Here is a 19,357-nt window from a genome sequence, read left to right as displayed (position 1 = left end):
GATCAGGCCACCTCCGCGCGGCGAACGGCGTATGTGGCGACCACAAACGCACCGGCCAGCCACAGTCCGAGCATCAGGAGCGAAAGGGCCCGGTTCTTCAGGACCCACGACACTTCCGGCGCGTCGTACCGGAAGGGCGGCATCTGCGACCAGAGATCGGCGGAGGCGAGGTAGACCTCACCGGTTCGGGAGTTTTCGGTCAACTCGCCGTTCAAGCGCTCCACCAGATCCCTCCGGTATTGCTCCGCGGCGCCGGCGAAGTGGCGGTGCTGTTCGACATCGGTCCCGGCCAGGCCCATGGAAAGCGTCCGAACCGCCAGCAGCGGCGCCGTCACCGCGAGCGCTTCGTGTACGTATCCCTGGCGCTCGAAGGTCTCCCATAATGCACCGTAATTACGGTCGAAGATCTGGTCGCCGAATACCTCGCTTTCCTGCAGGAAGACACCGATCGCGTTGATCGGGAGGTCTTCGGTCCGCTCCACCCCGTACTGGGCTAGCAGGTTCTGCGTCACGGCGGCCCGGTCGGGACGGTCAACGCCCTCCACGCCGTTGGCCATCTCCTGTTCAAGGGTGTGGGCGAACTCGATCGCGGAAGGCGTCGGGTACAGCCATTTCGAGAGATCCACCGCGACGCGTGGCGCCACGAGTCCGTTCACCACCCAGATGGCCAGCAGGACGACCAGCGCGGCCCGTGCCGAAGGGGCCCGGGCCGAGACGGCGAGGGACAAACCAATGAACGTGGCGAAATAGGCCAGGTAAATCCCGGCAAGCACGGCGCCGCGTACCAGCGGGGAAGTCGCCGGTCCTGGGCTGCCCACGACGATGGCGGCCGCGCCCACAACTGCCGCGGGTACCAGGAGCAGCGCCAGGGCGGCCGTCGCGCCAAGGGCCTTGCCCATGGCGAGTTCGAGGCGTCCAACGCCCGTAGCGAGGAGTTGCCGCAGGGTGCCCCGCTCCCGCTCGCCGGCGAGCGCCCCAAAGGTCAGCAGGATGATAAGAAGCGGTACCAGGTGCTGAAGGACCTGCGCCGCCGTTAACGCGCCAATGCGCTGCGCGGGCGTCGCGTCCTGTGCGGGGCGCAGCAGGAAGTCGTTCTGCCTGTGAGCCTCCAGAAACACGGAAGTTCCCGTATAGGAATCCACCCCTTCATCGACGAAGGACAGCGCCAGCCGGGGTTTGAACGCGTATACACCATAGTGGGCCGCGGAGTGGGGGTTCTTCTCGCCCTGTGATTCCCAGTGATCGCGGGCGGTTGCCTGTGCGGCGGCGAGTTCCTTCTGCGCATTTCGCGCCTGGACCCATCCCGTTCCCAGCGAAACCAGGAGCAGGGCGCCTACCAGGGCGGCGCACCAGCGGAAGCGCCCGTCCCGCACTACGTCCATGAATTCCTTTCGGACGATATGCCTGATCATAGTTGGCTCCTAATCGTGCATGTGTTCGAGGTAGATACGTTCGAGATCCGCGTGGCCGATTTCGTCGGTGGTCATCTCCGCAACGAGGCGGCCGTGCCGCATGATTCCGACCCGCGTTCCGGTTTCCTTCGCGCGAAAGAGGTCGTGGGTCGCCATGAGCACCGCTACGCCCCGGTCCTTGAGCTGCTCCAGCAGTTCGGAGAACTCGTTCGAAGCCTCGGGGTCGAGCCCGGACGTCGGTTCGTCGAGGAGCAGGGCGTCGGCCTCCTTGGCGATGGCGATCGCAATGCCGACTTTCTGCCTCATACCCTTGGAATACGAGGATACGCGGGAATGTACCGCATCCGCCTGGAGTCCCGCCTCGCCAAGGATCTCGGTGAGGCGATCCGCCGAAAGGGATTCCTTCCCGCCCAGAGCGGCGAAATAGGCCAGGTTTTCCAGGCCGCTCAGGTTGCGATAGAGCATGACCTGTTCGGGAACGTAGGCGAGGTGTGTTTTGGATTTCAGCGGTTCCTCGGCGACGTCCAGACCCATCACGTGAGCGCTTCCGGACGTCGGCTCCAGAAACCCCAGGAAAAGATGGATCGTCGTCGTCTTGCCGGCGCCGTTCGGACCCAGGAGGCAGTAGATCTCCGACGGGCCGACACGGAGATCGAGGCCGACAACAGCTTCTACTTCGTCATAACGCTTGGACAGCGACCGGGCTTCCAGCACGGGCGACATCGCGGAGCCTGCCGAATCGGCCGGGGTTTCAGGCTCCTCGGCAGTCTGTACATCGCTTGTGTTCTTCATCCGGGATTCCGGACCGGATTCCATAGATTTTCCCTCCGGTTGCATGAAGTATATTCGATCCCTTGCCACGCCGCTGGCGCGACTTCGGATCACTGTTTCCAGGAAGACAAAGTCACCGATGCACGGGACGTATTTGATGGCGCAAAACCAGCGAACTGGCATCAGGAACTGGACGAATTATGTGAAAAAGGGAAAGGAAGGGGTATTCAGGCAGGTGGGGCCCGAGAATCGTGTCCTCGGGTCGCCGCATCAAGGGGATGCACCTGGGCGTACGCGCCGGATATACGGTATACCGGCACATCGGGAAAGTCGTGTGCCCCGGAGCGATCGATGGAATCGATGGTTGGCAGTCCCTGGACATGACAGGGAACACAGGTGCCGTTTACGCATTCTTCGTCGTGGTCGTGGTCATGGGGCGTCGCCGAGAGCACGAAGAGGGCGACAGCAAAAACCGCGGTCCAACACTTTAGCTTCAACCAATCCGGTCGCATGTCGGCGAACATAGTACGCCCTTGAAGTCGTGTCAAGTGCCTTCAACATTTCATCGGTTCTGAGGTAACCTCAACTTATTTACATGAAACCACCCCTGACTCTTGAATCTAATTGCGTTCCGCGCCGGCGGCTGCACAGAAACCCGACAGGGTTCGAAACGGGGTCGTCGCTTCGATGTCGTCCAGGCTTCGCGGGCGGAACGGTGGCTTCCATCTTATACCGTCCACGTCTCCTTCGAACACATCGGTACCCCACAGTATGCACACGTCCTTCCCCCGGGGACCCCAGACGGCCGGGTCCGTCGGTCCGAACAGCGCGATGGCCGGCGTGCCCGCGGCCGCGGCCAGGTGGGTCATGCCCGAATCGTTGCCGATCATGGTCCGGCAACGGGCATACAGGGCGGCCACTTCCACCAGGGACCGGTCCTCGATAACCAGGACATCGCGGGATTCGATCCAGGGCAGCAGGCGACGACGGATCCGGTGATCCGCCGGCCCGAAGGTGATCATCGGCCTGAAGCCCGATTCGGTCAACAGGTCGATCAGTGCCCCGTAGTTTTCCGCCTGCCAGCATTTGTCCGCGCCACCGCTACCAGGGTGGATGGCGACCAGCCCTTGTTCCGTTTCCGGTTCTCCCAAGTCGTCCGGGGCGTCGCTTGACGGAACTACGACCCGGGGTGGATCGACTGCAGTCTCGATACCCAGGGGTTTCAGTGCATCCATCAACACGCGGGTCATGTGGATTCTACGGCCGTCGGGAGGCCGGGACTGTCCTGTGAGCACCGGGCCGGACGCAATCCTTCGGAGATTCTCCACGAACACACCGTCGGGATCGGGCAGATAGGAGAGTATTAAGTCGTAGGATCGCAGGTGCCGAATCAAATGATCGGGCAGCTTCCGCGGCACGGAGCCCGGGAGTGCGCCGCCCGGTGTGCCCGGTCCGCCCGGCGCGAACAGAGGGGTGAATTTCCGGTCGTCCACCGATAGCACGTCGTCCACGAACCCGCAGTGCTTCAACAGCGACAGCCGGACCGGATCGCCCATTATGCCGATGGACAGGCCGCTATAACGCTTCTTCAACGCGGAGAGCACGGGGAGCGTAAGAATCAGGTCCCCGACCGCGCCCGATCGGATGATCAAAACGCGCTTCATGCTTCCAGGTCGAATGTAGCGCCTACCCCCGAATCCGCTGCCCGTTCATAGGCCAGGCGCGCGGTGACCGCGTCTTCCATGGCGTAACCCACGGATTTGAAAACGGTGATCTCCCCGTCACCGGTCCGTCCTTCCTTCCTGCCGGTCACCAGTTCGGTCAGTTCGGCGCGGATGTGATCCCTGGAGATTTCGCCCGCCCGCAGGGGGACGATGATGTCGCCCGCTTCCTCGAGCGCGCCTTCGTAGGTATCGACGAACACGCGGGCCCGCCGGATCAACCCGGCGTCCAGTTCCTGCGAGTCGGCGGTGTAGACGCCAACGGCGTTCACGTGGCTGCCGGGACGAACCAGGCCGCCGTCGAAGAGGGGCGACTTGCTGGACGTGCAGACCGCGAGCACGTCCGCTTCGGCCGCGCATTCGGCAGCGGTTTCCGCCACGCGGCAGGATATCCCCCGGGACGAAAGGTCATCGGCGAGTGCGTGTCCCCGCTCGGGCGTCCGGTTGTACACGACGATCCGTTCGATGGGGCGGACCGCCAGGATCGCGTCCACGTGGAACCGGCCCTGGACGCCCGTCCCGATGATGCCCAGTACCCTGGCATCCTTGCGCGCCAGGTACTTCGTGGCCACCGCGGACGCGGCCGCCGTACGTATTCCGGTGAGGAAAGTGGCGTCCATCAGGGCGATGAGCCGCCCGGTCTCCGCGTCGCACAGCACGTAGAATCCCGTGATCATCGGAAGGCCCCTGGCAGGATTGTCGTGGAACGCGGAAACGACCTTGGCGCCCAGCGTATGCGATCCGGCAAGGTAGGCCGGCATGAAAAGCGCGACGGAGGGCCGGTCCGCTACGTGGACGGGCAGGCGGACGGGGACGTCGTCTTTCTCGCCCGCGGACCGAAACCCCTCTTCCACGGCTTCGATGACATCCGGCATGGTGAGGACGGAAGCCATATCCGATCTAGACAGTAGACGTACCTGGTTCACGCAAGACTCCAGTCGGAAGACGGAATACCGGGGTGTTGAACGACCGAGAAACTGATTGCCCGGACAGGCTGCCCGGATTAGATTGTATAATCGTCCTTGAAGCTGCAATCAATGACAATCTGATCGAATCCGAGCAGTCAGGGCTCGCCGAAGAACAGCTCGATCCGGGTCTTCGGGAGCCTAAAACAACCGTCCGGTCCAGGTGCCGGACACGCACCAGGAGCAGGTATGCGCGAACGCCAGAAGGAACTCCGGAGACAGCGGTTCCGCAAGGAACAGAGGCGCAAGGCCGCGATCCGCGACATGAAGAGGAAGCGCAAGGTAAAGCCGTCCAAGTAGCCATGGTGGAACCCCCTGCAGGTAAGGCATGAACGACACATCGGATGCGGCGAAGGATTACGTCCTCCATACAGCCCAGGAACACAACGTCAAGATCATCCAGTTGTGGTTTACGGACATTCTGGGTTTTCTGAAGAGTTTTTCCATCACCGTGGAGGAACTGGAAGACGCCCTGGAGGACGGCGAAGTCTTCGACGGCTCTTCCATCGAGGGATTCATCCGGCACAGCGAGGAGGACATGATCGCCATGCCGGATCCCAGCACGTTCCAGATCCTGCCGTGGCGGCCTGACGCCCGGAAGAGCGCCGTGGGCAGCATGTTCTGCGATATCCTCGAACCCGACGGCGCCAGGCCCTACGAGGGCGACCCCCGCCAGATCCTGAGAAGGAGCCTCCATCGCGCGGCCGAGCACGGGTTCACCTTCTACGTCCAGCCCGAACTGGAATACTACTACCTGAAGTCCAGCGAAGGCCCGCCCCAGCCCCTCGACCAGGGCGGTTACTTCGACTTGACGCCCCTGGACTGGGCGACGGACCTGCGGCGCGACACCGTGATGGCCCTCGAAGAGATCGGTATCGGCGTCGAGTTCAGCCACCACGAGGGCGGTCCCAGCCAGAGCGAGATCTCCCTGCGGTACACCGACGCCATGACCATGGCGGACTATACGATGGCCTACCGCCTCGTGGTGAAGGAAGTGGCCCTCCGGCACAACGTGTACGCCACCTTCATGCCCAAGCCCCACGCCGGCCACAACGGAAGCGGGATGCACATACACCTTTCGCTCTTCCGCGGCGACCAAAACGCCTTTTTCGACGAAGGCATGGAATACCACCTGTCGGATACGGGCCGGTCTTTTGTCGCCGGGCTGATGCGCCACGCTCCCGAGACCATGCTGGTCACCAATCAGTGGGTCAACTCGTACAAGCGGCTCATCGCCGGCTACGAGGCGCCGCTTTTCGTATCGTGGGCGTTGCACAACCGGGCGGACATGATCCGGCTGCCTACCTACAACCCCTCGAAACATGAAGCCATGCGCGTGGAATACCGCGCCCCCGATCCATCCTGCAACCCCTACCTGGCCTTTGCCGTCATCCTCTCCGCGGGCCTGGCGGGCATTGAGAACGGGTACGAACTCGGCCCACCGGCGGAGGTCGACCTGTCCAGCATGTCCCATGAGGAACGCCGGAAGCTGGGCATACAGCCCCTGCCCAAAGACCTGAACGAGGCGATCAAACTGGCGGAAGGAAGCGAGTTGCTGGTGAATTGTCTCGGAGAAGAGGTCTTCGACAAGCTGATCGAGAACAAGCAGGAAGAATGGGAACGCTACCGGTCCCAGGTCACCGACTACGAACTGAAAACCTACATGTCCCTGCTGTAGGCTTTATTCAAGTCCCGCCCCCACCCACAAGCTCCGCGGCGAGTAATTGCCGGGCGGCGTCCGGATCATCCGCGACCAGCGCCACCAGGCTTCGTTCACCGGCCCGTTCGACGATCCGAAGGCTGCGGATTCCGATCCTGGCGTCCGCCAGGCGCCTTGCCACCTCCGCCAGCGCACCGGGCCGGTTTTCCAGGTCGAGCACAAGGGCATCCTCGGTAACCGCGCGGTACCCCGCATCCCTCAGTATCCGGAGCGCGGCGTCATAGCGGTCCACGCGCAATACGATGATGCCGCCCTCCCCCACCACGCGGGCCTCTATGAATTCGATGTTGATCTGGGCACGGGCGAGCGATTCGGAGACGGCCGCCAGGGTGCCGGGAGGTTCTTTTACCGGGATGATGATTTCATTCATGTGGATTTCTCGGTTGCTCACTGCATATCGTCAATGAATTCCTCAAGCGTTTCCCAGGTAACGCCTGGCAAGGCAATGAGGTGCGCTATGTCGCCGGAACCGGCTAGCACCCATTTGTCCATGATAGCTTTCGGCGGCCGGGGAAAGACGACCGTGACCGAGTAGGGATTACGCCAGGCCTTCACGCCGATCTCGTTCAGCGCCTTCTCCGCATAGGCCGCTTTTCGCACGGACTCGCCGACCAGGTCTCGAAACCCGTCGTCGCCGTGCAGGCGCAGGGCATACCAGAGCATCAGGGGTGTAATCGCGTTTCTGGATCCGCTTATGGTGGTATCGAGCGCGCCCACATATTCGACCGAACGGGAAATACGTTCCATGTGCGTCTTCCGTACCATGGCCACGCCGCACGGCAGGGGAGATCCGATCATCTTGTGTCCCGAAATGGAAATGCTGTCGGCGCCATCGCCGAAGTGCCAGGGCGGCGGATCGTCCACGAAGGGCAGGATCATGCCCGAAAAGGCCGCGTCGACATGAATGTACGCGTTCGGCGTGCATTGTCTTTCAAGGACCTCCCGTATGCGGTCCAGCCGGTCGATGGCGCCCGTCATCGTCGTACCGGCATTGGCGAACACGATGGGCGGCACATCGCGGTGGATCCGGATGCTCTCCTCCAGGTCCCGGTAGTCCATTTCACCGGTATGACCGCTTCGAATCATAATATTGCGCGTATGTTGCAGCCTGAGTATCTTGCTGACGCTGTAATGCGTATCCTCGGAGAAATAGACGATGCCGTCCGGATGGATTTCCCGGGCGAGATAGAGGCCGTACATGTTCCCCTCCGTCCCGCCGTTAGTTACGTAACCCCAGCAGTCTTCGCTGTCGATCCCCGTCAGGCGGGCAAAGGTCATGATCACCTCGCGTTCGAAGTCGTGGGTGTTCATGCGGAAGTTGCTGCCCGAAAACGGATCGCCCAGATTGTTGACGGCAAACTCCATGAAGCGGTAGAGCGGGGCGAAATCGAACCGGTGATTGCACGGATAGCCGATGGATACCTTCCTGAGGGAGGTCAGTCGCTCGTAGAGCGCATCCAGCCTTGCCGTGCTACACTCGTCGAGCACGGCTGTATCGGCAACCGGGTCAGGGTATGCAGGTCTCGTGGTCATAACGTGTAATTTACACTAAAATCGATCTGGGAGTCAGGAAATCTCGAACAACCGAACAGTCCAAGATGCGGGGATGGCTGGAACGCGGCCGATCACAGACGCCAACCGCATGGCGGCGATCGACTGGATGCGCGGCCTCGTCATGGTCCTGATGGCCATCGACCACGCCAGCCTGGCGTTTAACGGTGGCCGGCTCGCCGACGATTCGTGGTACGCCCATGAGGCGGGAACCGCGCTCCCCGCCGCCCAGTTCTTCACACGCTGGATCACCCACCTGTGCGCGCCGACCTTCGTCTTCCTGGCCGGGACCGCGCTGGCGCTGAGTTTCGAGCGGCGCCGTCTTGCCGGCGCGCGTGACCGCGACCTGGATCGGCACCTGTTCAAGCGGGCGCTCGTCATCCTTGCCTTCGAACTGCTGTGGTGGTCTCCGTTCAGTCTCCAGGTCCTGTTCGCCATCGCCATGGGCCTGATCTGCATGATCCCCCTGCGGCGCCTGTCCACCCGCACGCTGCTGATCGCCGCCCTTTCGATCCTGTTCCGTCACGAAGCCGTGTTCTGGGGCATCATGCACCTGGGCGGCATTTCGGCCGACATGATTCGCGAGGTGACGAAGATGCCGATGCCGGACGGGGAATTCGATCAGGAAGCGATGAACGAGGCGGCTGCCCAGGTCCGCAACCTGGGCTGGATGAGCGTTTTCAACCCGTTTTTTCATCCGGGGCTGCTCGTCAAGATCGGCCCCATACCCCTGTGGGTGCAGTATCCCTTCGTGCCCTGGCTGGGGATGATGATCCTGGGCTGGTTGCTGGGGCGTTACCTGGTACAGCAATCGATCGCACCGACGCCGTCGTCCGATGTTTCAAGTGGGTCGACCATCGGAGCGTCCGCCGGCGCGCCACGGTCCCCGATGCCGATTGAGCGCCTGCTGGTCATCGCGGGGCTTCTGGCACTGGGACTGTTCGTGCTGTTCCGCGCCTGGAACGGATATGGCAACATGCTGCTCCTGCGTGAGGACTTTTCCCTGGTGCAGTGGCTCTATGTCAGTAAATACCCGCCAAGCCTGACCTTCGCACTGCTGGAGCTGGGTCTGATGGCCCTGATCCTGTCCGGTTTCTTCCGGTACCAGCGCAATTTGAAAAATCCGATCCGAAACCGGAATCCCCTGCTGGTGTTCGGCCAGACCGCCTTCTTCTTCTACCTGATTCATATGCACATCCTGATCTTCAGCGGGCTGGCTCTGGGCATGTTCATGCAACAGGGTCTGGGCGCCGCCTACCTGGCCGCCCTGGGGGTGCTGATCCTGCTCTATCCGGTGTGCCTGTGGTTCCGCCGATTCAAAGCCCGCCGTCCCAAAGGATGGGTAAGGTATATCTAGCTCCGGCTCGCAAGCTGTTTACGATTCACATTACCCGTGCAATTCCGCTTCAATCCGGCGGTAGTCGGAGCAGGATCTTCTCGATGGAATCCTGAATGCCTTTGATGGATTCTTTGATCTCCGCAAGCGTGTTTTCAACTGAAGCTTTGAACGAATTTACTCTGCCGATCCATACCCCAATGCTGACAAGACTACCCATCGCGCCTAATAGTACTGCGTATGTGACTGGGTTTTCCCACATGACGTACTCCTATTGTGCGAACTGTGCGCAGGTTTGATGATCTCGCCTGCAAAACCTCCCCTCCGTGTCAATCAACCGCGCCTGTTCATCTCTCGCAGCGACTCCTTGATCTCCTTGATGTCGTTTCGAACTTCCTTGAAGTCGGCTTCAACGCGTTCAAACCGCTGATTGACGTCCGTTCGGAACTCCGACAATTCCTTACGGATGTCTTGGATGTCGGACTCGACGCCTTCGAACCGCTGATTGACGTCCGATCGGAATGCCGTGATGTCGGCTTCAACACGTTCGAACCGCTGTTTGGTGTCCGTTCTCGAAGATAGTACAACTTCTTTAAGAACATCTATTGAGCGCAATATCTGTTCTTCCGTGTTCGTATCCGAAATACCTTTCAACATGACCCCCTCCTTATGCAACTGAATGAACCGATTGGTGTACGGCGTACACGAATGGTACTGGAACGGGTACCGGCCATGATGCAGATTCCGCGTGGCACAATACACGTCCGATGTCCTAAAGGGGATAGTCAGAATTGAAAGGGCTATATCGTGGTTTTTTTAAAAAGGGGGAACTTGATCCGTCGCCGACAGAAGAGAAAACCGCACCCGCGCCACAACCGATGCTTCGGCAGTAGCGGCCATTTGACTTTGGAAGGCGGTTCGTCGAAGGGCAGAACGTCAACCGGAGGTTTGGACGATTCGCCATCCAAGCGGTACGGCCGACGGCTTAGCTGAGGACAAAATCCAGCCCGTTACCAGCCCGCGGGATTGTCCTGCCAGGTGCGGCCTATGTAGTCGAAGAAGGTGATGATGAGGAGAATGAGCAGCCAGAAGATGGCTGCGGCGGCGGCGAGCTTGGTCTGGCCGGGGCTGAACTTCAGGTGCATGAAGTACAGGATCACCAGGATGGCCTTTACGCTGGCGATGAACATGGCCACAGGCGTGTTGAGAAAGCCCAATTCCATGGTGGCCGCCCACACGGTCACGGCGGTGAGGACCAGCAGCGCCGTGAAGATGGTCAGGTAGTTGGCCGTGGTCGCGATGTGGGGGCCGTGGTGGTCCCCGTGTCCGCCTTCGGCTTGATGGCCACCTTCGGCTTGATGTCCGTGTTCTGCGTGTTCAGTCATGGTATGATCCCTATACGGCCAGTCCGCCGATGAGGTACAGCAGCGGGAAGAGGAAGATCCAGACCAGGTCGACGAAGTGCCAGTACAGGCCGAAGTTCTCGATCGGCGCGTAGTACTCGGTGGTGAACTTGTCCTGCCAGACGCGGATCAGCAGCCAGACGATGAGCACGAGTCCGATGAGGACGTGCAGGCCGTGCGTCCCGGTCATGCAGAAGTAGAAGCCGTAAAACAACTGGATGGTCTGCCCGTCGCCCGCAGCGGTCCACAGGAAATTGTATCCGGGAATCAGGCCGTCGTGCAGCTTGTGGGAGTACTCGATGTACTTGTTCACCATGAACACGAGGCCGAGTACCAGGGTCAGCACCAGGAAGATCAGGATGTGGTTCTTCTTGCCGAGCTGGGCCGCCCGGACGGCGAAGGCCATGGTGACGCTGCTGGTGATCAGGGCGACGGTGTTCAGGCCGCCCAAGAAGACGTCGAGATTCTGGCTTCCGATAACGAAGGAATCGTAGTACTCGCTCCGGTAGATCGAATATCCCAGAAAGAACCCGCCGAAGAACATGACTTCCGTCAGCAGGAACAGCCACATCCCCAGGCTCGCGGCATCGTTCTGCTGGTCCATGTCGTCGAACTGATGACGCATGTATTCCGGATGCGCGGCGTGTTCATCGTGGCCGTGTGCGGCCGCTTCAGTACTGACTGACAAGATCGTGCTCCTTCTACGCGTGTTCGCGTTCTTTCTCGTGCTCTTCCTCGTGCACCGGGTTCTCGATCACCTCGCCGTAGTCGTACGGCTCCTCCTCCACGATCGGCGTGGTCGGGAAGTTGTGTTCCGGCGGCGGCGACGACAGGATCCACTCCAGTCCCGTGGCCCGCCAGGGGTTGGGTCCGGAGATCTTGCCGTTCTTCAGCGACCAGGCCAGGTAAATCGCCGGGACGATGAAGGCCGCAGCCAGGATGGTGGCGCCGGCGGACGACATGATGTTGAGCAGTTGCCATTCTTCCGGATAGACGTGATACCGCCGTGGCATGCCGAGGTACCCGACGATGAACTGCGGGAAGAAGGTCAGGTTGAACCCGGCGAAGATCAGGAAGGCGGCCAGGCGCGACCAGCCTTCCGGATACATGCGGCCGGAGATCTTGGGCCACCAGAAGTGCAGCGCCGCCATGAAGGCCGTCACCGCGCCGCCCACCATGACGTAGTGGAAATGGGCCACCACGAAATACGTGTCGTGCATGTGGATGTCCAGCCCCATTATGGCCAGGAACACCCCGGTGAGACCGCCCACGGAAAAGAGGCCGATGAAGCCCAGGGCGTAGAGCATGGGCGCGTCGTAGGACACCGATCCCCTGTAGATGGTCGCCATCCAGTTGAATACCTTGATCGCCGAGGGCACCGCCACGAGCATGGTGATGAAGGAGAAGACCATGCCGGCGTAGATCGACTGCCCGCTCACGAAGAGGTGGTGGCCCCAGACGAAGAAGCCGAGGACCGCGATCGAAACGCTGGACATGGCGATGAATTCGTAGCCGAAGATCCGCTTGCGGCTGAAGGCGGCGATGACCTCGGAAATGACCCCCATGCCGGGCAGGATCATGATGTACACGGCCGGATGGGAGTAGAACCAGAACAGGTGCTGGAACAGGACCGGGTCGCCGCCCAGGGCGGGATCGAAGATGCCGATGTGCAGCCCGCGCTCGACCATCATCAGGGCCAGCGTGATGGCAATGACCGGCGTGCCGAGTACCATGATGAGGCTCGTGGCGTACATGCCCCAGACGAAGAGGGGCATCTTGAACCAGGTAATGCCCGGCGCCCGCATCTTGTGGATGGTCACCATGAAGTTCAGCCCGGTCAGGATGGAGGAGAATCCGGCGATGAAGGCCGCCATGCCCGCCAGGATCACGTTGCTGTTGGAATAGGTGCTGCTGAAGGGCGTGTAGAAGGTCCATCCGGTATCCACGCCGCCCAGCAGGGTCGTCAGCACGCCGAAGGTGCCGCCGAAGATGAAGAGATACCAGCTCATCAGGTTCAGTTTCGGGAAGGCCACGTCCTTCGCCCCGATCATGAGCGGCATGATGAAATTCCCGAATACGGCGGGGATCGACGGGATCAGGAAGAAGAAGATCATCACAATGCCGTGCATGGAGAAGGCCACGTTGTACTGGTCCGCTTCCATCAGGTCCGCTTCGGGCGTTGCCAGTTCCAGGCGGATCAGGCTGGCGAAGGTCCCCCCGATCAGGAAGAAGAAGGTGATCGAGATGAGGTAAAGCAGTCCCACGCGCTTGTGGTCCATCGTCAGCAGCCAGGACTTGATCGTGTAGGCCGCGTTCAGGAAGTGGTCGCGGGGCATCCGGTGTTCGGCAGCCCCCTGCTGGGCTATCGTGCTCATTGGGCGCCCTCCGTACTCGGCAGCGATTTGATATAGGAAATCAGATTGAAGATGTTGGTCTCCGTAATCTGACCCTGGTAGGTCGGCATGATCGACGGATAGCCTGCCACCATCCGGATCCTGGGATTGACGATGGATTCCCGGATATAGGCTTCGTCGATCAGGATGCGTTCACCGCTGGCAAGGACTTCCTCCGTGCCGAATTTGCCGTTCAGGGACGGCCCGCGGGCCGCGGCCTGGTCGCTGTGGCACGTATCGCAGTTGAGCTGCGAGAAGAGCCGCGCCCCGGCCTCCTCGGGCGTCTCGTCGGACACGCCGCCGCCCAGCCAGTCCTGGTAGTCTTCCGGTTCCATGGCGTAAACGCTTCCGATCATCAAAGAGTGTTCGGTGCCGCAGTATTCGGCGCAGAAAAGGTGGTACTTGCCGGGCTTGGTCGCCTCGAAGGTCAACGAAGTGTACCGTCCGGGGATCACGTCGTTCTTCACCCGGAACGCCGGGATGAAGAAGCTGTGTATGACGTCCTCGGACGCCATGGTCAGCTTCACCGGCGTGTTGATCGGCACGTGCATTTCGTTGATTTCCCGCTGGCCCGTGGGATGCTGTACGTGCCACATCCACTGCTTGCCGACCACGTAGTACTCCATGGCGCCGTCCGGGATCTGGTACACCCGGAAGAAGAGCCAGACGCCCCAGGCGAACATGATCAGCATGAGGACGAGCGGAATGGCGGACCACGTGATTTCGAGGCCCAGGTGGCCGTGGGTCTGCGTTTCCGCCTGCTGGTCCTCGGTGCGGCGCCGGTACTTCATGGCGAAAAGAAAGATCAGCACGCAGATCAGGGCCATGAAGAATATGCTGACGGCCACTACGAAAAAATACAGCAGATCGACGTCGAAGGCAAAGGTTGATGCGATCTCGGGATGCAGTTGGAATTGGTTGTTCATACGCTCACTTTACGGTTATGTCGGTTACGCATCTTCTCCGCGTTCGATCCGTTCCCGCCGCCGCCGGCGGTCCCGCTTGAACATGACGACCATGAAGGAACCCATGGCCAGCAGCGTGACCAGCCCCGCGAGGCGCATCGCGTTCATGATGGCTACGCCGTACCGGCCCTGCTCGGGATCGTAGTTGAAACAGTACAGCATGATCTGGTCGAACACGTTGCCCAGTTTTTCTTCGGAAGATTCGATGATGGCCAGCCGGATGTCCTCCGACGGGTACTCGATCCCGAAGAAGTAGTGCGATACCGTGCCCTTCGGACTGATGATCATGATGGCGCTGCCGTGGACGAACTGCCCTTCCGTTTCGTCGTAGACGTAATTGAAGCCGACGGATTCGGTCAGCGCGTCGATTGCCGGCGCTTCGCCCGTGAGGAAATGCCAGCCTTCCCCGGTACCGGGCCGCCCGTAGCGTTGCGTGTAGACCGCCTTCTTCTGCGACGCGAGCGTCGGGGATTCCCGGGGGTCGAAGCTGACGGTCACGACCTTGAATTCCTCCCCGATACTGTATTTCAGGGGGGCCAGGCTGCGGTTGAGCCCGTTGAGCACCTCCGTGCACAGCATGGGGCAATCGTAGTAGACCAGCGTCAGGATGACCGGCTTGTCGCCGAAGTAGCTGCCCAGGCTTACCGGCGCGCCCGACTCATCGTTGAACTCGAGATCCAGGGGCAGGGAGACGCCGATTCTCTGTTCGATGCCCACGTGTTTCAGGATCTCGGGCGTGGCGCTCGCGTCCAGGCCGGGTCCCGTGCCGATATCCTTCATGACCGCCGGACCGCGCTCGCCTTCCTGTCCATGCATGCCGCCGGGAGCCGCGATCAGGACCGCGATCGCGATGAGCCCCGCGGCAACTGCGGCGTATCTGTATGGTTTGCTTGCCATCATCCTACGGTCCTTCCCCGGTCTGTTCTACCCCCGCATCCACCGCCGAGGGCAGCCTGTACCGGTCGTCGGTCGCGATCAGGTGCATGGCCCGCTCGATGGGAATCTGGACGATTTCCGCCGTGCGGATCACCCACCCGTAATTATTCAGCTTCTTCGCTTCCGCCTCCTGGAGGGCAATCAGGTCTTCCTCGGGGATGACCTGGAGCCGCGGTTCGGGCGGTAGCGCGTCCGCTTCGATCAGAGGCGCCGGCGCGTCGAACGTCATCGCGTTGTAGTCTTCGATCACCACGAACATCAGCCACATCAGTACCATGGAGATGATGGCCAGTGCCGTCAGCCCGATGCCGAACTTGATGACCAGGGGCACGTTGGTCTCGAATACTTCGTGTCCCCGTTCTACCGAGGCCTGGTCAACGGTGTTATGGTTTTCGCCGTGATTCATGCCGTCCTCTTATAATACACGTTCCTAGGCCTTTGCCTTCGAGACCGGTGCCTTCGAGACCGAAGCCACGAGTTCCTCGAACCGGGGATCCTTCTGCGGGATCAACGGGAACCGCTTCAGCCGGTTCAGGACAAAGAAAAACCAGATGCCGAACAGTCCGACCGGAACCATCACGTCCATTACGCTGACACTGAACCCGTCGAGGCGGAAATTCGGCGCCACGTGCCAGAAGATGTCGACCAGGTGCATGACCAGGATGAACCAGGCCACGCGTACCAGCCTCCTCGGGTCCCGCTTCCGTGGTATGGACAGGAGCAGGAAGAAGGCGATGACGAACCGGCAGAGGACCAGGACGACGGACAGGACTTCCCAGCCGCCGTGGACGCGATGCACGTACCAGGGGTTCTCTTCCGGCAGGTTCGCCGCCCAGATGATCAGAAACTGGGACAGCATCATGTAGAACCAGAGCAGCGTAAAGGCCAGCAGGAGCTTGCCCCAGTCGTGGAACCGGTCCGCGTCGGCGAGTTTTGAGATGGGCTCGTGTTTCCGGAGCCAGGTCATCATGATGATGATAAACGAAAGGGTCGCACCGCCGGCGTTCACGATCATCATGACCCCGTAGAGCGTCGAGAACCAGTGCGGGTCGGTGGACATGATCCAGTCGAAGGACGCGAAGGTCATGGTCAGGGCGAACACCACGACGCCGGGTCCGCATACGTTGCGCATCTTGTCCGTCAGCCCGGGATCTCCCGACGCATCCTGGGACGTGGACCACCTGATCAGCAGGAACGAGGCGGCGATCCAGATGGCGAAGTAGAAGACGGTCCGGGCGATGAAGAAGGGCACGTTGAGATAGGATTCCTTGTGCTGCAGAATCGGGTCGACGGCCACCACTTCCGCGTGCGTCCAGTGGTACAGGTCGTGCATGCCCATCACGATGGGTATGAAGAGGACGAGCAGTACGGGCAGTGTGCTCATGCCGGCTTCGAGCAGGCGCTGGATGACGAATCCCCAGCGGCCGCCGATGAGGTGGTGCAGCATGGTGAAGGCCATGCATACCAGGGCAATGCCCGCGCAGATCATGTAGCCCACCAGGTAGGCCTGGTAGAAACCGGACATCGCGCCCGTGGCGAAGGCGTAAAGCAATCCGCCCAGCACCAGGATGACGCCGACGGTCAAAGCCCGGGTCTGAATGCTGCTAAGCTGTGCCAGAAGATTGCTGGAGATCGCTGTCATTCTTCCACTTCCACGATTTGTTGAATTCTTTGCTGATCGGATTCCGGCAGTTCGGCCAGGTTGGCGCCCTGGCTCATCTGCAGCGCCCGGATATAGGCAGCGATGGCCCATCGGTCGGCCGGATCGATGCGTTCCTCGTAACTGTACATGTTGCCGAAGCCGTTGGTCACCACGTCGAAGTAATGCCCCACTTCCACATCGAGGAGCCGCTGGCTGTGAAAGGACTCCGGCTGCTTCATGCCGCGCTGCACGATCATGCCGAGTCCGTCGCCCGTCTTGCTGTGGCACGGTGCGCAGTAGATGTCGTACCGTTCCTGCCCCCGCTTCAGCATTTCAATGGTAACCGTGCTGGGGAACGTCGTCGCCAGCGCACCGTCGATCTTCCCCGTATAGAAATGCTCGTCCAGCCTCAGGTGGCCCCGGGCAATGGTCCCTTCCACCGCGGGACGCACCGACCGGCGGTCACCGAAGAAGTCGCTCTCCTCGAAGGGCTCGGCGCGCGGCTGGTCGTGCATGTCCTGCCGGCAGGCCGACGCGGCGGCCAGGCACAGGACGCACAGGAAACCGGCGTATAGGAGGGCCATGGGGCTACGCTTCAACTTCGTTCACCTCGTGCGGGTTCAACTCTTCCAGAAACTGCCGGGTCGCGTCCTTTTCGAAGTACGGGTCTTCCGCCTCGATGCACAGGAAGAACCGGTCCTGCGTGGCGTACCGGAACCGCTCGATATCGAAAAGCGGATGGTTCGGCCGGGGCAGCTTGTTCATGACCATCATGCCGATCAGCGCGGCAAAGGAAGCGAACAGGACCGTGCACTCGAACATGACCGGGATGAAGGCCGGCCAGCTGTTCAGGGGCCGGCCGCCCACGTTGATCGGGTAGTGAACCACGGAGGCGAACCACTGCATGAAGAAACCCACGGCGCATCCGGTCAGCCCGCCGATCAGGATCACCAGCGCCACTTTATTCTTGTGGAGGTGCTGGATGTCCAGCAACTCGTCGAGGGGGTAGGGCGTGTAGGTCTCGATATGATGGTACCCGGCGTCCACGGTCTTCTGCGTGGCTTCCACGATGGCTTCCTCGTTTTCAAACTCGGCAACGAGGCCGCGCAGTTCGGGCCGGGCGGGTCCGTGATTCATCTCAGGCGTCCTTCTTATTCCGGTGCTTCGGTATGATCATCTTCATTTCGGACATGGGGATCATGGGCAGGAACCGGATGAACAGGCACATCATGAACAGGAAGGAACCGATGGTGCCGATGTACAGGCTCCAGTCCCAGATCGTGCCCGCGTAGTAGTCCCACGACGAAGGCATGTAGTCGTTGGCCAGGCTGGTCACGACGATGACGAACCGTTCCAGCCACATGCCGACGCCGACGATCAGGGAGACGATGAACAGCACGAGGGGGCTGCGGCGGGCGCGCTTCCACCAGAGGATCTGGATGCTGACGGCGTTGCAGAAGATCAGCGCCCAGTAAACCGGCGCGTACTGGCCGGTCATGCGGTTCCACATCATGAACCCTTCGTACGGGCTCGCGCTGTACCACGATATGAAGGCCTCCATGGCGTATCCGTATACGACGATGAAGCCCGTCGCCAGGGTCACCTTGCCCATGTTCTCCAGGTGGCGCGTCGTGATCAGTCCCTGCAGGCCGAACCAGTGCCGCACGGGGATGGTCAGCGTCAGCACCATGGCGAATCCGGCGTAGATGGCGCCGGCCACGAAGTAGGGCGGGAACACGGTGGTATGCCAGCCCGGGATCAGCGAGACGGCGAAGTCGAGCGAAACGATGGAGTGCACGGACAGGACCAGGGGCGTGGACAGGCCGGCCAGGATCAGGTAGGCCTTCTCGTAACGGGCCCAGTGGGAGGACGCGCCGCGCCAGCCCATGGCGAATATGCCGTAGATCCGCGCGACGACGGGATGCTTCGCCCGGTCCCGCAGGGTGCCGAGATCCGGGATCATGCCCATGTACCAGAAGATCAGGGAAACGGTGAAGTAGGTGGATACGGCGAAGACGTCCCAGACCAGCGGCGAGCGCCACTGCGGCCACAGCGACATGGTGTTGGGCAGCGGAAGCAGCCAGTAGGCCAGCCAGGGACGGCCCACGTGGAGCAGCGGAAACATGCCGGCGCACATCACGGCGAAGATCGTCATGGCTTCGGCGAACCGGTTGATCGAGTTGCGCCAGTCCTGCCGCATGAGGTGCAGGATGGCGGAGATGAGCGTCCCGGCGTGTCCGATCCCGATCCACCAGACGAAGTTGATGATGGCGAATCCCCAGCCGACCGGCACGTTCAGGCCCCAGACGCCCGTACCGATCAGCACCAGCCAGGTGATGGAGACGCCCAGCAGGCCGACGATGGGCAGCAGGACCGCCACGGCCAGGTACCAGCCCCACGGCGTATCCGCCCGCAGGACGATGTTGGATATCTTCTGCGTGACGGTGGTATTGTCGTACTCGGGCGCTACGAAACCATCGCCCGTGTACTTGTCGACCTTTTCTATGTCGACTGCCTGTTCCTGTTGCGACAAGGAACTACT

Annotated in this window: 21 protein-coding genes; 3 read left to right on the top strand and 18 right to left on the bottom strand. The window is 61.2% G+C overall.

Annotated features, from left to right (window positions below):
* Positions 1 to 2 precede the first annotated feature (2 nt).
* Both F4Z81_15650 and F4Z81_15645 read right to left on the bottom strand, forming a co-directional pair.
* Positions 3 to 1,412, bottom strand: a complete 1,410-nt coding sequence (locus F4Z81_15650) for an ABC transporter permease subunit (protein MXW06484.1) — start codon at positions 1,410 to 1,412, stop codon at positions 3 to 5.
* Positions 1,413 to 1,421: 9 nt separating this feature from the next.
* The gene (locus F4Z81_15645) at positions 1,422 to 2,126 is read right to left on the bottom strand and encodes an ABC transporter ATP-binding protein (GenBank protein ID MXW06483.1); all 705 of its coding nucleotides are present in this window, start codon (positions 2,124 to 2,126) and stop codon (positions 1,422 to 1,424) included.
* A 308-nt stretch (positions 2,127 to 2,434) separates the two neighbouring features.
* Here F4Z81_15645 and F4Z81_15640 point away from each other — a divergent pair, with 308 nt between their 5' ends.
* On the top strand, positions 2,435 to 2,674 hold the full coding sequence (locus F4Z81_15640) for a hypothetical protein (GenBank protein ID MXW06482.1): 240 nt from the start codon (positions 2,435 to 2,437) through the stop codon (positions 2,672 to 2,674).
* Positions 2,675 to 2,803: 129 nt separating this feature from the next.
* On the opposite strand, the gene F4Z81_15635 is transcribed toward F4Z81_15640, so the two are convergent.
* On the bottom strand, positions 2,804 to 3,847 hold the full coding sequence (locus F4Z81_15635; GenBank protein MXW06481.1) for a glycosyltransferase family 9 protein: 1,044 nt from the start codon (positions 3,845 to 3,847) through the stop codon (positions 2,804 to 2,806).
* On the bottom strand, positions 3,844 to 4,797 hold the full coding sequence (locus F4Z81_15630) for an ornithine cyclodeaminase family protein (protein MXW06480.1): 954 nt from the start codon (positions 4,795 to 4,797) through the stop codon (positions 3,844 to 3,846). The genes F4Z81_15635 and F4Z81_15630 overlap by 4 nt, the downstream gene beginning before the upstream one ends.
* A 400-nt stretch (positions 4,798 to 5,197) precedes the next feature.
* Between F4Z81_15630 and glnA the strand changes: the two genes are divergently transcribed.
* Positions 5,198 to 6,547 (top strand): type I glutamate--ammonia ligase, encoded by a 1,350-nt coding sequence (gene glnA / locus F4Z81_15625; protein MXW06479.1) that lies wholly within the window; start codon positions 5,198 to 5,200, stop codon positions 6,545 to 6,547.
* A 7-nt stretch (positions 6,548 to 6,554) separates the two neighbouring features.
* Here the strand turns inward: glnA and F4Z81_15620 are convergent, their stop codons facing one another.
* Together F4Z81_15620 and F4Z81_15615 are read right to left on the bottom strand one after the other, a co-directional pair.
* Complete coding sequence (locus F4Z81_15620) at positions 6,555 to 6,959, bottom strand: hypothetical protein (protein ID MXW06478.1); 405 nt, start codon at positions 6,957 to 6,959, stop codon at positions 6,555 to 6,557.
* 17 nt (positions 6,960 to 6,976) lie between these two features.
* The gene (locus F4Z81_15615) at positions 6,977 to 8,122 is read right to left on the bottom strand and encodes a histidine decarboxylase (protein MXW06477.1); all 1,146 of its coding nucleotides are present in this window, start codon (positions 8,120 to 8,122) and stop codon (positions 6,977 to 6,979) included.
* 73 nt (positions 8,123 to 8,195) lie between these two features.
* Between F4Z81_15615 and F4Z81_15610 the strand changes: the two genes are divergently transcribed.
* The gene (locus F4Z81_15610; protein ID MXW06476.1) at positions 8,196 to 9,497 is read left to right on the top strand and encodes a DUF1624 domain-containing protein; all 1,302 of its coding nucleotides are present in this window, start codon (positions 8,196 to 8,198) and stop codon (positions 9,495 to 9,497) included.
* A 49-nt stretch (positions 9,498 to 9,546) separates the two neighbouring features.
* On the opposite strand, the gene F4Z81_15605 is transcribed toward F4Z81_15610, so the two are convergent.
* The 12 genes from F4Z81_15605 to F4Z81_15550 all read right to left on the bottom strand — a co-directional run bounded on the left by F4Z81_15605 (position 9,547) and on the right by F4Z81_15550 (position 19,348).
* Entirely contained in the window at positions 9,547 to 9,738 is a 192-nt protein-coding gene (locus tag F4Z81_15605; protein ID MXW06475.1) for a hypothetical protein, read from the bottom strand.
* Between the two features lie 71 nt (positions 9,739 to 9,809).
* Positions 9,810 to 10,133: a hypothetical protein gene (locus F4Z81_15600; GenBank protein ID MXW06474.1), complete on the bottom strand. Its 324-nt coding sequence runs from the start codon at positions 10,131 to 10,133 to the stop codon at positions 9,810 to 9,812.
* Between the two features lie 353 nt (positions 10,134 to 10,486).
* The gene (locus F4Z81_15595; protein ID MXW06473.1) at positions 10,487 to 10,861 is read right to left on the bottom strand and encodes an oxidase; all 375 of its coding nucleotides are present in this window, start codon (positions 10,859 to 10,861) and stop codon (positions 10,487 to 10,489) included.
* Positions 10,862 to 10,871: 10 nt separating this feature from the next.
* Positions 10,872 to 11,504 carry a cytochrome c oxidase subunit 3 family protein gene (locus F4Z81_15590; GenBank protein ID MXW06472.1) on the bottom strand — a complete coding sequence of 211 codons (633 nt, stop codon included), beginning with the start codon at positions 11,502 to 11,504 and terminating at the stop codon, positions 10,872 to 10,874.
* A 76-nt stretch (positions 11,505 to 11,580) separates the two neighbouring features.
* The gene (locus F4Z81_15585) at positions 11,581 to 13,254 is read right to left on the bottom strand and encodes a cytochrome c oxidase subunit I (GenBank protein ID MXW06471.1); all 1,674 of its coding nucleotides are present in this window, start codon (positions 13,252 to 13,254) and stop codon (positions 11,581 to 11,583) included.
* The gene (gene coxB / locus F4Z81_15580) at positions 13,251 to 14,198 is read right to left on the bottom strand and encodes a cytochrome c oxidase subunit II (GenBank protein ID MXW06470.1); all 948 of its coding nucleotides are present in this window, start codon (positions 14,196 to 14,198) and stop codon (positions 13,251 to 13,253) included. The genes F4Z81_15585 and coxB overlap by 4 nt, the downstream gene beginning before the upstream one ends.
* Before the next feature lie 24 nt (positions 14,199 to 14,222).
* Positions 14,223 to 15,137 (bottom strand): SCO family protein, encoded by a 915-nt coding sequence (locus F4Z81_15575; protein ID MXW06469.1) that lies wholly within the window; start codon positions 15,135 to 15,137, stop codon positions 14,223 to 14,225.
* 1 nt (position 15,138) lies between these two features.
* Positions 15,139 to 15,579: a hypothetical protein gene (locus F4Z81_15570; protein ID MXW06468.1), complete on the bottom strand. Its 441-nt coding sequence runs from the start codon at positions 15,577 to 15,579 to the stop codon at positions 15,139 to 15,141.
* Between the two features lie 24 nt (positions 15,580 to 15,603).
* A complete protein-coding gene (locus F4Z81_15565) occupies positions 15,604 to 16,815 on the bottom strand; it encodes a hypothetical protein (GenBank protein MXW06467.1) in 1,212 nt (403 codons plus the stop codon).
* A complete protein-coding gene (locus F4Z81_15560) occupies positions 16,812 to 17,399 on the bottom strand; it encodes a cytochrome c (GenBank protein ID MXW06466.1) in 588 nt (195 codons plus the stop codon). The genes F4Z81_15565 and F4Z81_15560 overlap by 4 nt, the downstream gene beginning before the upstream one ends.
* Before the next feature lie 4 nt (positions 17,400 to 17,403).
* Positions 17,404 to 17,952, bottom strand: coding sequence for a DUF3341 domain-containing protein (locus tag F4Z81_15555; protein MXW06465.1), 549 nt, complete (start codon positions 17,950 to 17,952; stop codon positions 17,404 to 17,406).
* A 1-nt stretch (position 17,953) separates the two neighbouring features.
* Positions 17,954 to 19,348, bottom strand: a complete 1,395-nt coding sequence (locus tag F4Z81_15550; protein MXW06464.1) for a hydrogenase — start codon at positions 19,346 to 19,348, stop codon at positions 17,954 to 17,956.
* Between the last annotated feature and the right edge of the window lie 9 nt (positions 19,349 to 19,357).

This window comes from Gemmatimonadota bacterium (assembly GCA_009835325.1).
Classification (GTDB): Bacteria; JAAXHH01; JAAXHH01; order JAAXHH01; family JAAXHH01; genus JAAXHH01.
This window is presented reverse-complemented; position numbering and strand designations above follow the sequence as displayed.

Coding starts and splice junctions, on each gene's coding strand:
- F4Z81_15635 (MXW06481.1), bottom strand. CDS start 3,847: ATGAAGCGCGTTTTGATCATCCGATCGGGCGCGGTCGGGGACCTGATT.
- coxB (MXW06470.1), bottom strand. CDS start 14,198: ATGAACAACCAATTCCAACTGCATCCCGAGATCGCATCAACCTTTGCC.
- F4Z81_15565 (MXW06467.1), bottom strand. CDS start 16,815: ATGACAGCGATCTCCAGCAATCTTCTGGCACAGCTTAGCAGCATTCAG.
- F4Z81_15560 (MXW06466.1), bottom strand. CDS start 17,399: ATGGCCCTCCTATACGCCGGTTTCCTGTGCGTCCTGTGCCTGGCCGCC.
- F4Z81_15570 (MXW06468.1), bottom strand. CDS start 15,579: ATGAATCACGGCGAAAACCATAACACCGTTGACCAGGCCTCGGTAGAA.
- F4Z81_15600 (MXW06474.1), bottom strand. CDS start 10,133: ATGTTGAAAGGTATTTCGGATACGAACACGGAAGAACAGATATTGCGC.
- F4Z81_15590 (MXW06472.1), bottom strand. CDS start 11,504: ATGCGTCATCAGTTCGACGACATGGACCAGCAGAACGATGCCGCGAGC.
- F4Z81_15610 (MXW06476.1), top strand. CDS start 8,196: ATGGCTGGAACGCGGCCGATCACAGACGCCAACCGCATGGCGGCGATC.
- F4Z81_15595 (MXW06473.1), bottom strand. CDS start 10,861: ATGACTGAACACGCAGAACACGGACATCAAGCCGAAGGTGGCCATCAA.
- F4Z81_15620 (MXW06478.1), bottom strand. CDS start 6,959: ATGAATGAAATCATCATCCCGGTAAAAGAACCTCCCGGCACCCTGGCG.
- F4Z81_15585 (MXW06471.1), bottom strand. CDS start 13,254: ATGAGCACGATAGCCCAGCAGGGGGCTGCCGAACACCGGATGCCCCGC.
- F4Z81_15650 (MXW06484.1), bottom strand. CDS start 1,412: ATGATCAGGCATATCGTCCGAAAGGAATTCATGGACGTAGTGCGGGAC.
- F4Z81_15605 (MXW06475.1), bottom strand. CDS start 9,738: ATGTGGGAAAACCCAGTCACATACGCAGTACTATTAGGCGCGATGGGT.
- glnA (MXW06479.1), top strand. CDS start 5,198: ATGAACGACACATCGGATGCGGCGAAGGATTACGTCCTCCATACAGCC.
- F4Z81_15575 (MXW06469.1), bottom strand. CDS start 15,137: ATGATGGCAAGCAAACCATACAGATACGCCGCAGTTGCCGCGGGGCTC.
- F4Z81_15615 (MXW06477.1), bottom strand. CDS start 8,122: ATGACCACGAGACCTGCATACCCTGACCCGGTTGCCGATACAGCCGTG.
- F4Z81_15630 (MXW06480.1), bottom strand. CDS start 4,797: ATGGCTTCCGTCCTCACCATGCCGGATGTCATCGAAGCCGTGGAAGAG.
- F4Z81_15555 (MXW06465.1), bottom strand. CDS start 17,952: ATGAATCACGGACCCGCCCGGCCCGAACTGCGCGGCCTCGTTGCCGAG.